Source organism: Streptomyces sp. NPDC051211 (assembly GCF_040689505.1).
Classification (GTDB): Bacteria; Actinomycetota; Actinomycetes; order Streptomycetales; family Streptomycetaceae; genus Streptomyces.
This window is the reverse complement of record NZ_JBFBAV010000006.1, coordinates 162,779-175,460: the sequence shown is the minus strand read 5'-3', so window position 1 is coordinate 175,460 and position 12,682 is coordinate 162,779. Positions and strand designations below refer to the sequence as shown.

The window sequence follows — 12,682 nt, the reverse complement described above, 5'->3', positions numbered from 1 at the left end:
CATCCATCAGGGCACGAGACCAAGGTGAGGTGTCTGCCTGCCATGCCGAAAGGCCAAGCGAAGTGACCGCCGGTTAACCGGTGGAGGCCCCGTGCGTGTGATGGCAGGGTAAGGCGCATGCCGTCGCACCATTCCGAGCAACTGCTGCGCGAGCTGCACGCCTCGCTCGGACTCCGCAAACGTCCCGAAGACGTGGCCCAGCTGATACAGAACCTGTTCGCCGCCCGGAAGGCCGTACTCGATCCGGCAACGGCCACAGCCCTGGAGAAGGCCGCCGAGCACTCGCTGCACAGGCTCTGGCACGGCTACACGTCCATGCTCGAGGACTTCGCCCGGCCCGTCGGCGCGCAGCGCCAGCTCACCCGGGCCGCAACTCTGTTCGCCGGCGTGCCGGACCTCCCGGCGGACGCCGGGGACGACCCCGCGGCGATCGAATCGGTGATCCGCCGGGCCGGCGAGGAGATCCACCGGCAGTACGGGGAGAACGACTTCGGCTTGGACCGGCTGAACCGGGCCGAGCGCGCCGAAGCCGGCATCGGCGAGATCTCCAAGCGCCAGTACAACAAGCGTTTCCGGCTGCTGCGGCGGATGGAGGCCAAACTGGCCCGGCTCGTCCACGAGCAGCGCCGCCGCGAGGTCACCATAACCGGCAAGGGCGCGTTCGCGCACACCCTGCCGTACGACCTCTTCGCCGCCGACCCGGACACCGCCGCCTTCATCGCGTACCTCACCGCCCGCACGCACATGCGGAGCATCTTCACCAACGGCAAGCAGCGGCGGCCGTACGACGAGGTCGCCGACGCCCTGTTCCAGCGGCTGCGCGCGGCGCCCGAGCAGACGAGCTGGTACGCGGTGGCGCATGTGCACCCCACCGCCGAGGTTCTCGGGCACCTGTCGGACGAGGACCTGGTGCGGCTCCTCGTCCGCTGGAACCGCTTCCTGCGCGAGGTGGCCGAACTGCTGGAGGACGCCTGGAACCGCTGCCGCCTCGAACGCGAGACCATGATCGTGCGGCCCGGCAACGACTCCTCCACATGGAACCAGGCGGCGCAGTCCTGGGGCACCGCCCGTGCGCACTGGTTCGCGCTCCTGACCGAGCTGGGACAGGAGGAGATCCTGGACCGCCTGTGCCCGGGCAAGGTCCCCCGGCTGATGGCTGCGGACGTGGCCTACTGGCACCGCATGAGCGGCGGCGGACTGCACCCCGACACTCACGTATGGGCCGAGCTGCCCCTGCCGTGGGAAGTGCTCCGGGGCGAGAAGGACTGCCCGCGCTCGCTGGTCGAGGCGGTCTGCGCACGGCACGGCGTGGACCCGGTGGCCGGCGGCTGGACCGCGCCCCGGCCGGCCGCGGAGGCCGTCCGCTTCAGCCGAACACCGGAACTCGTACACGGCGTGGCCGTCGCGGATCCCCTCATGGCGAGCGCCCTGCGCTCCGCCGGAGTGTTCTCCGGCCGGGGCAAGCGCGCGGCCGCCGAGGAATGGCTGTGACGCTCGGACCGCCCCGGGCCAAAACCGGTTGCCGGGACGGCCGCCACCGACGAGGATCGAGCCGGCGGCAAGGAAGCTCTGCGGAGGAGCGCCCGGCTCGTTCTCCGGGTGGACGCAGGTTCGAATCCTGCCTTTGCCGCCACCCCGCCACTCCCTCGGCATGGCATCCTGCACCGGAGGACCTGAACCGTGCAGGGCCTGCCGTGGCCATTCCGCGACCGATGCCGTCGGAGTGTATGGATCCCGTGACTCGAGATGAGCTGATGAGCGCCCTGTCCGGGCTGCGCCGGGCGCAGATCGGCGAGCGGCGCGCCCCGCACAAGCCCCTGCTCGTGCTCTGGCTCCTGGGGCGTTTCGCCGCCTCCGGCAGCACCGCGGTCAGCTACGAGGAACTGGAAGAGCCCGTCAGCCGGCTGATCAACGACTTCGGGCCTGCCGTGACGAGCCGCACCCGGGCGCGGGAGCGCGCCGCGATGCCCTTCGTCCACCTGGAACGCGAGCTGTGGGACCCTCGCGACCGCGAAGGCAAGACCATCGGCCCGGACGCCCCGGAGAGAGGCAACTTGCTGCGGGCACAAGGTGCTTACGGGCGGCTGCACCCCGAGACCGAGACGCTGCTCACCGACCCGGGCACGCTGGCAGACGCGGCCCGACTCCTGCTGGAGCAGCATTTCACCGCCGTACTGGAGGCGCCCGTCTGCGAAGCCGTCGGGCTGGACCTGACAGCCCTCGACGGGGCGGCATACGTGCCCGCGCAGCAAAAGCGGCGCGCACGGCGTGCCGGGTTCGCAGAGGAAGTACTGCAGGCGTACGCGTATGCCTGCGCCTTCTGCGGGTTCGACGGGGCGCTGGGCAGGAATCCCGTTGGGCTGGAGGCGGCACATGTGCGGTGGCACAGCCAGGACGGCCCGGACGAGGTGAACAACGGGCTGGCCCTGTGCTCCCTCCACCACACGCTCTTCGACCTCGGAGTGCTGGGGCTCCTGCCCGACCTGCGCATCCAGGTGTCCCGGCTGTACGTGGCCCGCAGCCGGTCAGGGCAGGCCGTCGATGCCCTCCACGGCCGCCCGGTGGCAGCGCCCAGGCCCGGACGGCCTGCCGTCGACGTGAGGTTCGTCCTCTGGCACGGCCGGCAGGTGTTCAAGCGGCCCGGCGCGCAAGTCCCGTGACCCGAGGGGCAGCCGTTCGCAGCGTGCCCCCTGCCGCCGGGGCCGTACGGCCCCGGCGGCAGGGGCTCAGTTCTCGTCGGCGGACAGGCGCAGCGAGATGCTGTTGATGCAGTACCGCTGGTCCGTGGGGGTGGGGTAGCCCTCGCCCTCGAAGACGTGGCCCAGGTGGGAGCCGCACTTCGCGCAGCGGACCTCGGTGCGGATCATGCCGTGGGAGGTGTCCGCGATGAGTTCGACCGCGTCGGTGTCCTTCGGGTCGTAGAAGGACGGCCAGCCGCAGTGGGAGTCGAACTTGGTCTCCGAGCGGAAGAGTTCGGCGCCGCAGGCGCGGCAGGAGTAGGTGCCGGCCGTCTTGGTGTCCGTGTACTCGCCGCGGAAGGCGGGCTCGGTGCCGGCCAGGCGCAGGACCCGGTACTCGGTCGGGGTGAGCTCGGCCTGCCACTGCTCGTCGGGCTTCTCGATCTCGTACGCCATTGCGCTCGCTCCCTCGGTCCTCAGTCGCTCAGGCGGGCGAGGATCTCGGGTCCGAGATCGGTGACGTCGCCCGCACCCATGGTGAGAACGAGGTCGCCGGGCTTGGTCATTCCCGCGATCACGCCGGGGGCCTCGACCTTGTCGTGTTCGGCGGTGACGTCGGCTCCGGCGGCCCGGGCGGCGGCGATGATGATCTCGCTGGTGACCCCGGGGACCGGGTCCTCGCGGGCCGGGTAGATGTCCAGGACGACGGAGGCGTCGGCGAGGGCGAGGGCCTGGCCCATCTCGACGCCGAGTTCCTGGGTGCGGGAGAAGAGGTGGGGCTGGAAGAGGACCAGGATGCGGGAGTCGCCGGCGGCCCCGCGGATGGCCTCCAGGTCGGCGGTCATCTCGGTCGGGTGGTGCGCGTACGAGTCGATGACCTGGACGCCGCGGGCCTCGCCCTTGAGCTGGAGGCGGCGCTTGACGCCGGTGTACTTGCCGAGGGCCGAGGCCAGGTTGTGCGCCGGGATGCCGAGGGCGGTGCCGGCGGCGAGGGCGGCGACGGCGTTGTGGGCGTAGTGGCGGCCGGGCACCGAGACGGTGAAGGTGAGCATCCGGCCGTCCAGCAGGACCGTGACCTCGCTGGTCAGGCCACGGGCGGTGATCTTGGTGATGCGGATGTCGGCGGACTCGGACTCGCCGTACGTGACCACGGTCAGGCCGGGGTGGGCGGCGCGGACCCGGCGGGTCAGTTCGACCGCGCCGTCCTGGTCGGCGGAGACGACGAGGGTGCCGCCGGCCACGATGCGGCCCGCGAACGTCACGAAGGACTCGTGGATCTCCTCCATCGACGCGTAGTTCGCGTGGTGGTCGAGCTCGGCGTTGAGCACGATGGCGACCTGCGGGGCGTACTTGTGGAAGCTGCGGTCGCTCTCGTCCGCCTCGGCGACGAAGATGTCGCCCTCGCCGTGGTGCGCGTTGGAGCCGGGGGCGTCCAGGTCGCCGCCGATGGCGTAGGAGGGGTCGAGGCCGAGGGCCGACAGGGACACCGCCAGCATGGAGGTGGTGGTGGTCTTGCCGTGGGTGCCGGCGACGGCGATCGGGCGCAGGCCGTCCATGAGGGAGGCGAGCGCGTCGGAGCGGTGCACGACGGGGACGCCGAGCTCGGCGGCCCGGGCCAGCTCCGGGTTGTCGGCGCGGATGGCGCTGGAGACGACCACGCAGGTGGCGTCGTCGGCGAGGTGGCCGGCGGCGTGTCCGATGTGGACGGTGGCACCGTGGGCGCGGAGCGCCTCGGCGGTGGCGGAGTCCTTGGCGTCGCTGCCGGCGACCCGGGCCCCGCGCTGGGCGAGGATCTTCGCGATCCCGGACATGCCGGCCCCGCCGATGCCGATGAAGTGGGGTCGGTCCATGGCGGTGGGCAGGCCGGGCGTCATCCGTGGTGCTCCAGGGTCGTCGGTAGGAGTGTGACGGGCCCCAGCCTAATTCCTCGACCCGGCTCCGGCGGCTCCCGCCGCACACCCCGCCACCCTGCCCGCCGGCGCCCGCCACCGTGCCACTGCGCCTCGGACGCCGGTTCGGCGCGGACGGGGCCGGACGTACCGCGGTGCGGCATGCCCGGCCCCGCGCGGCGCCGGCGCCTACTCGTTGTGGGCGAACAGCTTCAGTACCGGGACGCCCACCTTGTGGCGGGCCCGGGAGGCCCAGTCGCGGTGGAAGAACTCCTCGACGAAGTGCGGGGCGGTCAGGACGATCACCTCGTCCGCGCCGGTCTGCTCCACGACCGCCTTCAGCTTGTCGAGCGGATGGTCCTCGATGATCTGTCCCACGGCGGAGTGGCGCTTGGCGCGCAGCGCCTGCAGGGAGTGCTCCAGGGCCTGGGCGGCGGGGCCCCGGGCCTCGTCCCCCTCGGGTTCGTCGCCTTCCCGGATCGCGTCCGGGAGCTCGCCGAGCGCCACGTCGTCGATGGCGCGCAGCAGCCGGTCCTGGTCGCCCCGGGGCTGCAGCAGGACGACGAAGGAAACGGGGTCGTCTCCGTGCAGGGTGGTGACGAAGTCCACGTCTACGGATGTCAGAGGCTTCTCGATCATCAATACGCTCGTGAACACGGACGCCCTCTCCTTCATGGGCCGTGCGGCCCCTGCGGAAACCATCCTGCCCCGCTGTGGCACGGGGCTCGCGCTGGTAATAGTGCCCAGCGGGAGCTAAGCGGAACGATAAATTCCGCAGCCTCTCACATCCGACGGTAGCGGCTGAACAGGAACCCGGCCTCTTCCAGCAGCGATGCCAGTTCCAGCCGCCTCGGCACCTCCACTCCCGGGCCCCCCGCGATCCGCTGGGCGTCACCCGCCGTGAGCATCGGGGACACGGTCAGGCAGAGCTCGTCCAGCACCCCGGCCGCGACGAACTGGCCCAGCAGCCGCGGCCCGCCCTCGGTGAGCTGCCGTACGTGGCCCCGTACGGCGAGTTCCCGTACCGCCCGGGCCGGGTCCACCGCGGCGCCCTCGCCGGCCACCAGTACCTCCACCCCCGCCTTCACCGCGGCCGCCACCCGGTCCGCCGGCGCGGCCGCCCCGGTCACCAGCAGGGTCGGCACCAGGGGGGCGGTGAACAGCGGCAGCGAGAAGTCCAGGTCCAGGCCGGCCGAGACCACCGCGACGGCGGGCGCGGGGCCCTGTCCGGCGGCCGCCCGGCGGGCCGCGAAGGCCTCCCGGGCCCGGGCCGGCCGGTAGCCCTCCAGCCGAACCGTTTCCGCGCCGACCACCACCACATCGGCCAGGGCCCGCAGGGTCCCGAAGATCCGCATGTCGGTGTCGTTGGAGATCGGCTGCGAGCGGCCGTCGTGCTGGGCCGCGCCGTCCAGGGTGGAGACCATGTTCGCGCGCAGCCAGTGCGCGCCCCCGGTCAGCGGCGGGTAGGCGTAGGCCTCCGCGAGTTCGTCCAGCGACCATTCCCGGTCGGTCCGGTCGCGTTCGCGGTCGGCCCGGACGGCCCCGCTTTCGTTCTCGGTCAGTGTCTGATCGGTCACAGGGAACAGGCGGCGCATGGGGTGCAGTGTGGCACGCCGTAGAGTTGAATGCTGTGTCAACATCTCTCACCGAGTCCGGCGCGTCCGCCGGACGGAGCCACATAGCCGACGCGGGCCCGCATGCCCTGTGCGCCCGCGAGCCCCGGGTTCCCGCCGAACGACTCGTCGCCGAGATGGTGCCGCCGCCGCGCTTCGACGCGGTGCGCTTCGACACGTACGACCCGGACCCGGGCCAGCCCAGCCAGGCCGAGGCCGTCACCGTGCTGAGCGGCTTCGCCGCCGGGCTCGGCGGGGCGCACGCCTCCGGCGCCGGCAAGCGCCGCTGGTTCGCCGGGGCCAGGAAGAAGAACGCACCGACCGGTCCGCGCGGGGTCTACCTCGACGGCGGCTACGGCGTCGGCAAGACCCACCTGCTGGCCTCGCTCTGGCACGCCACCCCCGCCGACCCCTCCCTCAAGGCGTTCGGCACCTTCGTGGAGCTGACCAACCTGGTGGGCGCGCTCGGCTTCCAGCAGACCGTGCAGACCCTGTCCGGGCACCGGCTGCTGTGCATCGACGAATTCGAGCTCGACGACCCGGGCGACACCGTCCTGGTCTCCTCCCTCCTCGGCAAGCTGGTCGAGCAGGGCGTGGCGCTCGCCGCCACCTCCAACACGCTGCCGGGCAAGCTCGGCGAGGGCCGGTTCGCCGCGGTGGACTTCCTGCGCGAGATACAAGGTCTCTCCGCCCATTTCCGCCCGCTGCGGATCGACGGCCAGGACTACCGGCACCGCGGACTGCCCGCGGCCCCGTCGCCGTACTCCGACGAGCAGGTCGCCAAGACGGCGTACGCGACCCCGGGCGCCAGCCTCGACGACTTCCCCGGCCTGCTGGAGCACCTGGCGCGGGTGCACCCCAGCCGGTACGGCGCGCTGACCGAGGGCATAGCCGCGGTCTGCCTGACCGACGTCGGCCCGGTCCCGGACCAGTCGACCGCGCTGCGGCTGGTGGTCCTCGCCGACCGCCTCTACGACCGGGAGATACCGGTCCTCGCCTCCGGCGTCCCCTTCGACCGGCTGTTCAGCGAAGAGATGCTGAACGGCGGTTATCGAAAGAAGTACTTCCGCGCCATCTCGCGGCTCACCGCGCTCGCGCGCGACGCGAAGGCACTGGTGGAGCAGTAGGTTTGGGCCGGTCGGGCCGACCCGGCCCGACGGACCTGCCTGAAGGGAACCACCATGGCCGCCACGCGCCACGCACACGCCGTCTGGGAAGGCGATCTGCTCAAGGGCAAGGGCGAAGTGACGCTCGACTCCTCGGGTCTCGGCAAGTTCCCGGTCTCCTGGCCCGCGCGCACCGACGAGGAAGCCAACGGCCGGACCAGCCCGGAGGAACTCATCGCCGCCGCGCACTCCAGCTGCTACAACATGGCCTTCTCCAACATCCTCGCCAAGGCGGGCAACCCGCCCACCCGCCTGAACACCCGCGCCGACGTCACCTTCGTCCCCGGCCAGGGCATCACCGGCATCCTCCTGACGGTGGAGGGCGAGGTGCCGGGCCTGGACAGCGACGGCTTCCTCGCCGCCGCGGAGGACGCCAAGAAGAACTGCCCGGTCAGCCAGGCCCTGACCGGTACGACGATCACCCTGAACGCGAAGCTGGTCTGACCGCCCGGCATCCGGACGCGCGCGGCGGTACGGGGTCCCCGTACCGCCGCGTGGTACGACAGGTCGCATGTCCACGACACGACGTCAGATCCTGACCGGGGTCGTCTTCCACGGCGCGCTGGGCGCCCTCTTCACCGGGTCCCCGGCGGCGGCCGAACCGCGCGCCCCGGCCGACTACGGGCCGCTGCTGCCCGACCCGCAGGGGCTGCTGGACCTGCCGGAGGGGTTCCGGTACCGCGTCCTGTCCCGGGCCGGCAGCCCGCTGCGCTCCGGCGAGGGCCCGGTTCCGGCCAACTGCGACGGCATGGGCGCGTTCGCCGCCGGCGGCGGGCGGGTCCGGCTGGTCCGCAACCACGAGAACCGGGCCACGGCCGCGCTGCCGGTCCCGACCGTCGAGGGGCTGACGTACGACCCGTACGCGCGGGGCGGCTGCACGGTGCTCACCCTGGACGAGCGGGGCGAGGTCGCCGGCGAGCGGGTCGGCATCGCCGGCACCGCCGTCAACTGCGCCGGCGGCAGCACCCCCTGGCACACCTGGCTGACCTGCGAGGAGACCGAGGACCGGGCCGGTACGGACGGCTACGCCGAGGACCACGGGTACGTCTTCGAGGTGGACCCCGCCGCACCGCACCGCACGGGCGCGGTCCCGCTCACCGCGCTGGGCCGGTTCGCCCACGAGGCGGTCGCGGTCGACCCGTACCGGGGGGTCGTCTACGAGACCGAGGACGCCTTCGTCCGGCCCTTCGGGCTGTTCTACCGCTTCCTGCCGGAACTGCCGCTGGGCGGCCGGGGCTCGCTGCGGGCCGGCGGGCGGCTGGAGGCGATGCGGGTGCCGGGGGTGCCGGACCTGGCGCAGGTCACCGAGCCGGGGACGGTCCTGCCGGTCGAATGGGTGCCGGTGCCGGACCCGTCGGCGGCCAGCACCCCGATCCGCCTCCAGGACTTCGGCCGGGGCGGGATCACGCACGCGCAGAAGCTGGAGGGCTGCTACTGGGGCGGGGCCGGGGTGTACTTCGTGTCCAGCTACGCCCGCGCCCGCGAGGGCGCTGCCGCGGACCACTTCGGCCAGGTCTGGTTCTACGACCCCCGGCACGCCCGGATCACCCTGGAGGTGCTGTTCGGCCCGGCCACGGACATCCGGCTGCCGGGCGATTCCCCGGACAACATCTGCCTGGCCCCGGGCGGCGGGCTGATGGTGTGCGAGGACGGCGGCGGGGCCCAGTACGTCCTGGGGGTCACCCGGGACGGCACGGTCTACCCGGTGGCCCGCAACGCGGACAACCTCGGCACCGCGGAAGTGCCGGAGTGGGGGGAGTTCGCGGGGGTCACCTTCTCACCGGACGGCGAGACGATGTTCCTCAACGCCTACACCCCGGGCACGACGTTCGCGGTGACCGGCCCCTGGTGCTGACAACGGCCCGCAGTGTGCGGCGGGGTGACGTGGGGTCTCCCGTGGGCGCCGCATCCATACGCTGAGCACATAATCATATATTTTGCGTACGTGACCCTTTCTGTGCGCAAAGTGGCAGCCCTTGCCGTGCTCGGTGCCGCCCTCGCCGGGTGTGCGGGCGGGGCCGGCACGTCGTCGAAGGCCGACCTCGGCCGCGAGACCTCCCGTACCGGCTCTCCCCCGGCCTCCTCGGCCGCCGCACCTGCCGCGCCCGGCGCGTCCGCCGCGCCCGGCCCGGGGCGGGCCGGTGGCGGGGCGCCCGCCAAGCCTCCGACCCTCGCCCCCGGCCCGAACGGCCTGGCCCCGGTCTTCTCCCGGGCCCGGCAGCGGACCGACAAGACCGTCGCGCTCACCTTCGACGCCGACATGACCGCCGATCAGGGGCCGCGCGCAGCCCAGGGGGAACGTTTCGACAACCCCGCCCTGATCGACACCCTCCGCCGGCTCAAGGTGCCCTCGACCATCTTCATGACCGGGCGGTGGGCGGAGGAGTACCCGGACCAGACGAAGTCCATCGGAACCGATCCGGCCTTCGAGATCGCGAACCACTCCTACAGCCACCACGCCTTCACCACGCCCTGCTACGGGCTGCCCGCGCTCGACGGCGCCGCCGCCCGCGCCGACGTGGACCGGGCCTTCGAGGCGTTCCGCAAGGCGGGCGCGGTCAACACGGTTCCGTACTTCCGCTTCCCCGGAGGCTGCTACGACGACCAGGCGCTGCGCGCCCTGTCCACGGCCAAGGTGACCGCCGTGCAGTGGGACGTCGTGAGCGGGGACGCCTTCGCGAAGGATCCCGACGCGGTGGCGGAACAGGTGCTGGCCGGGGTGAAGCCCGGCTCGGTGGTGGTCCTGCACTGCACCCGCAGCGCTGCTCCGGTCACCGAGGAGGCCATCCGGACGATCGTCCCGGAGCTGCGCAAGCGCGGCTACCGCTTCGTGAAGGTGTCCGAACTCATCGGGACCTGAGAGGTTTCCGGCGGCTCAGCCGGAGCAGGCGGTGCGCTGCGCGTCCTGCCACTCGCAGACCGGGCAGAGCACCCGGCCCGGAGTGGCCACCCCGTACTCGGTGGGCTTGCCGCAGTCCACACAGTCCGCGTACGGCGGCCCGGCCACCACCACCGCGGGGCGGGCCGGCGCGGCACAGTACGGCTCGTTCTCGTCCATGCGTACGAGCGTACTCAGCCGCGCCGGGCACTGAGCCGGCAGGCCACCGCGCCCGCGGCGGCCGCGAGCAGCAGCGCGGCCGCCGGCGGTACCGGCGAGAGCACGACGGTGCCCGAAGGGGCGCCCCCGACCAGCGCGGACACGGCGGCCTGCGCCGGGGACCCGTCGGCCACCAGGGCCAGCAGGCTGCCCAGGACCGCCGCCGGAATCGCGTACCCGGGGGCCCGCAGCAGCGGTCTGCTGCACAGCGCCCCGACGGCGGCGCCGGTCAGTACGCACACCAGCACCGCCGAGACCCCGGCCAGGGCCGCCGCGAGAAGGTTCGTCCGGCCCGGATCGCCGAGCAGCAGCACGCCCAGGACCGCCGCCAGCCCGGCGGGCACCGCGCAGTCGACCGCGGTCAGCAGGGCCGCCGCGTGCAACCGTGCCGGCCCGCCGGCCGCGGCGGCCGCGCAGTCGCGGGCGGCGTCGGGCTCGACGGTGACGCAGACCCGCACCAGCCAGGCGGTCACCGGTACCAGGGGGGCGGCGGCGTAGCCCAGCGAGTCGAGCACCCGGTCGCCCGGACGGAACCCGACGACGAGGACGGCCGCGTACAGCAGCAGGGGCGCGAGCCAGCGCTGCGAGCGGAGCAGCAGGGCGCCCTGGTAGCGGAGCAGAGGGGCCGTCACGGGGTCTCCCGAATGACCGGTTCCGGCGCCGGGAGGGCAGACACCGCACGGATGTGCCAGGGCGGGTCGGCGGTCAGCAGCTCCCGCAGCACCGCGTCGGAGCGGGCGGCGGGGACGGTGAGGGCGATGCCGCCGCCGGGGGCCGGCCCGGCGATCGGCTCCGCACCGAGCGAGGACGGTGCGGCGGCCCCCGGCGGCCCCACCGCTTCGATCCGTACCCGGGGCCCCTCGACCGCCCGGTCCCCCGCTGCCGGGTGGCCGGCCGCAGCCCGGTTCCCCGCCGCCGGGTCGTCGGCCGCCCGGTCCCCCGCCACCGGCAGTACGGCGACGCCCTGAACGCGGTAGCGGGCGCAGGGCACCCCGGCGAGCCGCCGCGGGTCGTGGTCGACGAAGACGACCGTGCCGCCGGCGGCGGTGCGGTCGAGGACGGCGCGGTCCAGCTCGGCGCGGGCGGGCACGTCCAGCCCGGTCCAGGCCTCGTCGAGGACGAGCAGCCCGGGATCGGCCAGCAGTGCCTGGGCCACGGCCACCTTCTGGCTGGTGCCCTTGGAGAGTTCGGCGAGCGGACGGCGGGCGTGACCGGCCGCGCCGAAGCGCTCCAGCCAGACCTCGGCCCGGGAGGCCGCCTCACCGCGGGAGAGCCCCTGCACCCGGCCGAGGTGGGTCAGGTAGGCGAGCGCGGTGAGCGGGAGTGCCGCCGGGAAGCGTTCGGGCACGAAGGCGGTGCGGCGCGGGCGGCCGGTGATCCGGCCCTCGGACGGCGAGTCGACCCCGGCGACCAGCCGCAGCAGCGTGGATTTGCCGCCGCCGTTGCGGCCTTCGATCCGGACGAGCGCGGCCCGGGGCAGTTCGAGTTCCACCCCGCGCAGTACCCAGGGCCGCCGGGCTCCGTACCGGCGGCCCACGTTCGCGAGCAGCACGGCGTGGCTCAGCCGGCCGTCGTCTCGACGACCTCGCTGGGCCGGACGATGACGAAGCCCTCGCCGCGCAGCATCAGCTGGACGGCCTCGCCGGAGCCGCCGCGGATCATCGACCCCACCGACTGGGAGCGGTGCAGGCCGGTCTCCAGCTGCGCGCTCCAGCCGACCACCGCGTCGGTGTCGACGTACACGGGTGCCTGGGCGGTGACCGGGATGACGATCGGGCTGCCGTCGCACACCAGGGCGAGCTTGCCGTGGCCGGTGAAGACGCTGTTGAAGAGGCCGCCGCCGGTCATGCCGGCGCCCTTCACCGTCCTGATCTCGTACGAGAGGGTCGGGTCGAAGCAGAGCACGTTGCGGCCGTTGACGGTGAACGCGTCGCCCTGCTCGACGTCGACGATGAAGCAGTTGCCGGCCTCGTGCGCGAACCAGGCCTCGCCCTGGCCGCGGACGGACATCAGCGGCAGGCCCTCGCCGGTGACGGCCCGCTTGAGCATGCCGCCGATGCCCTGGCCCTTGCGTTCGAACTGCAGGTTGCCGCGGAAGGCGATCATCGAACCCTGACGGGCCAGCATCTCCCCGTTGACGGCGTACTTGACGGACTTGGCGTTCTGCAGGGTCATACCGGGGGCGGTGGCGGGATGGGCGAGGTGCTCGGCGGAGAAAAGATCGCTCTTCATGGCCTCG

Annotated in this window: 14 protein-coding genes and 1 tRNA gene; 7 read left to right on the top strand and 8 right to left on the bottom strand. The window is 73.2% G+C overall.

All coding sequences use genetic code 11. From position 1 onward, the window contains the following. Nucleotides 1-117: 117 nt before the first annotated feature. The 3 genes from AB0447_RS09325 (at nucleotide 118) to AB0447_RS09315 (ending at nucleotide 2,660) form a co-directional block, all read left to right on the top strand. A complete protein-coding gene (locus AB0447_RS09325) occupies nucleotides 118-1,491 on the top strand; it encodes a hypothetical protein (RefSeq protein WP_366475947.1) in 1,374 nt (457 codons plus the stop codon). 66 nt (nucleotides 1,492-1,557) lie between these two features. Next, a tRNA-OTHER gene (locus AB0447_RS09320) sits at nucleotides 1,558-1,633 on the top strand. Between the two features lie 103 nt (nucleotides 1,634-1,736). Then, nucleotides 1,737-2,660: a phosphorothioated DNA-binding restriction endonuclease gene (locus tag AB0447_RS09315; protein WP_366475946.1), complete on the top strand. Its 924-nt coding sequence runs from the start codon at nucleotides 1,737-1,739 to the stop codon at nucleotides 2,658-2,660. Between the two features lie 66 nt (nucleotides 2,661-2,726). Here the strand turns inward: AB0447_RS09315 and msrB are convergent, their stop codons facing one another. From msrB to AB0447_RS09295, 4 genes are all read right to left on the bottom strand, one after another. After that, nucleotides 2,727-3,134 carry a peptide-methionine (R)-S-oxide reductase MsrB gene (gene msrB / locus AB0447_RS09310; RefSeq protein ID WP_366475945.1) on the bottom strand — a complete coding sequence of 136 codons (408 nt, stop codon included), beginning with the start codon at nucleotides 3,132-3,134 and terminating at the stop codon, nucleotides 2,727-2,729. A gap of 20 nt (nucleotides 3,135-3,154) precedes the next feature. Further along, a complete protein-coding gene (murC, locus tag AB0447_RS09305) occupies nucleotides 3,155-4,552 on the bottom strand; it encodes a UDP-N-acetylmuramate--L-alanine ligase (RefSeq protein ID WP_366475944.1) in 1,398 nt (465 codons plus the stop codon). Nucleotides 4,553-4,756: 204 nt separating this feature from the next. Next, nucleotides 4,757-5,224 carry an indole-3-glycerol phosphate synthase gene (locus AB0447_RS09300; protein WP_366475943.1) on the bottom strand — a complete coding sequence of 156 codons (468 nt, stop codon included), beginning with the start codon at nucleotides 5,222-5,224 and terminating at the stop codon, nucleotides 4,757-4,759. Between the two features lie 125 nt (nucleotides 5,225-5,349). Further along, nucleotides 5,350-6,162, bottom strand: coding sequence for a pyrimidine reductase family protein (locus AB0447_RS09295; protein WP_366475942.1), 813 nt, complete (start codon nucleotides 6,160-6,162; stop codon nucleotides 5,350-5,352). A 35-nt stretch (nucleotides 6,163-6,197) separates the two neighbouring features. Between AB0447_RS09295 and zapE the strand changes: the two genes are divergently transcribed. From zapE to AB0447_RS09275, 4 genes are all read left to right on the top strand, one after another. Beyond that, nucleotides 6,198-7,307 carry a cell division protein ZapE gene (gene zapE / locus AB0447_RS09290; RefSeq protein ID WP_366475941.1) on the top strand — a complete coding sequence of 370 codons (1,110 nt, stop codon included), beginning with the start codon at nucleotides 6,198-6,200 and terminating at the stop codon, nucleotides 7,305-7,307. Nucleotides 7,308-7,361: 54 nt separating this feature from the next. After that, nucleotides 7,362-7,790 (top strand): OsmC family protein, encoded by a 429-nt coding sequence (locus tag AB0447_RS09285; protein ID WP_366475940.1) that lies wholly within the window; start codon nucleotides 7,362-7,364, stop codon nucleotides 7,788-7,790. 67 nt (nucleotides 7,791-7,857) lie between these two features. Continuing rightward, on the top strand, nucleotides 7,858-9,201 hold the full coding sequence (locus AB0447_RS09280) for an alkaline phosphatase PhoX (RefSeq protein ID WP_366475939.1): 1,344 nt from the start codon (nucleotides 7,858-7,860) through the stop codon (nucleotides 9,199-9,201). Nucleotides 9,202-9,291: 90 nt separating this feature from the next. Beyond that, a complete protein-coding gene (locus tag AB0447_RS09275) occupies nucleotides 9,292-10,206 on the top strand; it encodes a polysaccharide deacetylase family protein (protein WP_366475938.1) in 915 nt (304 codons plus the stop codon). A 15-nt stretch (nucleotides 10,207-10,221) separates the two neighbouring features. Here AB0447_RS09275 and AB0447_RS09270 read toward each other — a convergent pair whose 3' ends face one another. From AB0447_RS09270 to AB0447_RS09255, 4 genes are read right to left on the bottom strand one after another with little or no spacing between them, the layout of a single operon-like run. After that, on the bottom strand, nucleotides 10,222-10,404 hold the full coding sequence (locus AB0447_RS09270) for a hypothetical protein (RefSeq protein WP_366475937.1): 183 nt from the start codon (nucleotides 10,402-10,404) through the stop codon (nucleotides 10,222-10,224). A gap of 14 nt (nucleotides 10,405-10,418) precedes the next feature. Continuing rightward, nucleotides 10,419-11,075: an ABC transporter gene (locus AB0447_RS09265; RefSeq protein ID WP_366475936.1), complete on the bottom strand. Its 657-nt coding sequence runs from the start codon at nucleotides 11,073-11,075 to the stop codon at nucleotides 10,419-10,421. Next, nucleotides 11,072-11,995 (bottom strand): ATP-binding cassette domain-containing protein, encoded by a 924-nt coding sequence (locus AB0447_RS09260; RefSeq protein ID WP_366475935.1) that lies wholly within the window; start codon nucleotides 11,993-11,995, stop codon nucleotides 11,072-11,074. Before AB0447_RS09260 ends, AB0447_RS09265 begins: the two co-directional genes overlap by 4 nt. Nucleotides 11,996-12,003: 8 nt before the next feature. After that, nucleotides 12,004-12,675, bottom strand: coding sequence for an AIM24 family protein (locus tag AB0447_RS09255; protein ID WP_366475934.1), 672 nt, complete (start codon nucleotides 12,673-12,675; stop codon nucleotides 12,004-12,006). Between the last annotated feature and the right edge of the window lie 7 nt (nucleotides 12,676-12,682).

Coding starts and splice junctions, on each gene's coding strand:
- AB0447_RS09270 (WP_366475937.1), bottom strand. CDS start 10,404: ATGGACGAGAACGAGCCGTACTGTGCCGCGCCGGCCCGCCCCGCGGTG.
- AB0447_RS09295 (WP_366475942.1), bottom strand. CDS start 6,162: ATGCGCCGCCTGTTCCCTGTGACCGATCAGACACTGACCGAGAACGAA.
- murC (WP_366475944.1), bottom strand. CDS start 4,552: ATGACGCCCGGCCTGCCCACCGCCATGGACCGACCCCACTTCATCGGC.
- AB0447_RS09285 (WP_366475940.1), top strand. CDS start 7,362: ATGGCCGCCACGCGCCACGCACACGCCGTCTGGGAAGGCGATCTGCTC.
- AB0447_RS09325 (WP_366475947.1), top strand. CDS start 118: ATGCCGTCGCACCATTCCGAGCAACTGCTGCGCGAGCTGCACGCCTCG.
- msrB (WP_366475945.1), bottom strand. CDS start 3,134: ATGGCGTACGAGATCGAGAAGCCCGACGAGCAGTGGCAGGCCGAGCTC.
- AB0447_RS09280 (WP_366475939.1), top strand. CDS start 7,858: ATGTCCACGACACGACGTCAGATCCTGACCGGGGTCGTCTTCCACGGC.
- AB0447_RS09255 (WP_366475934.1), bottom strand. CDS start 12,675: ATGAAGAGCGATCTTTTCTCCGCCGAGCACCTCGCCCATCCCGCCACC.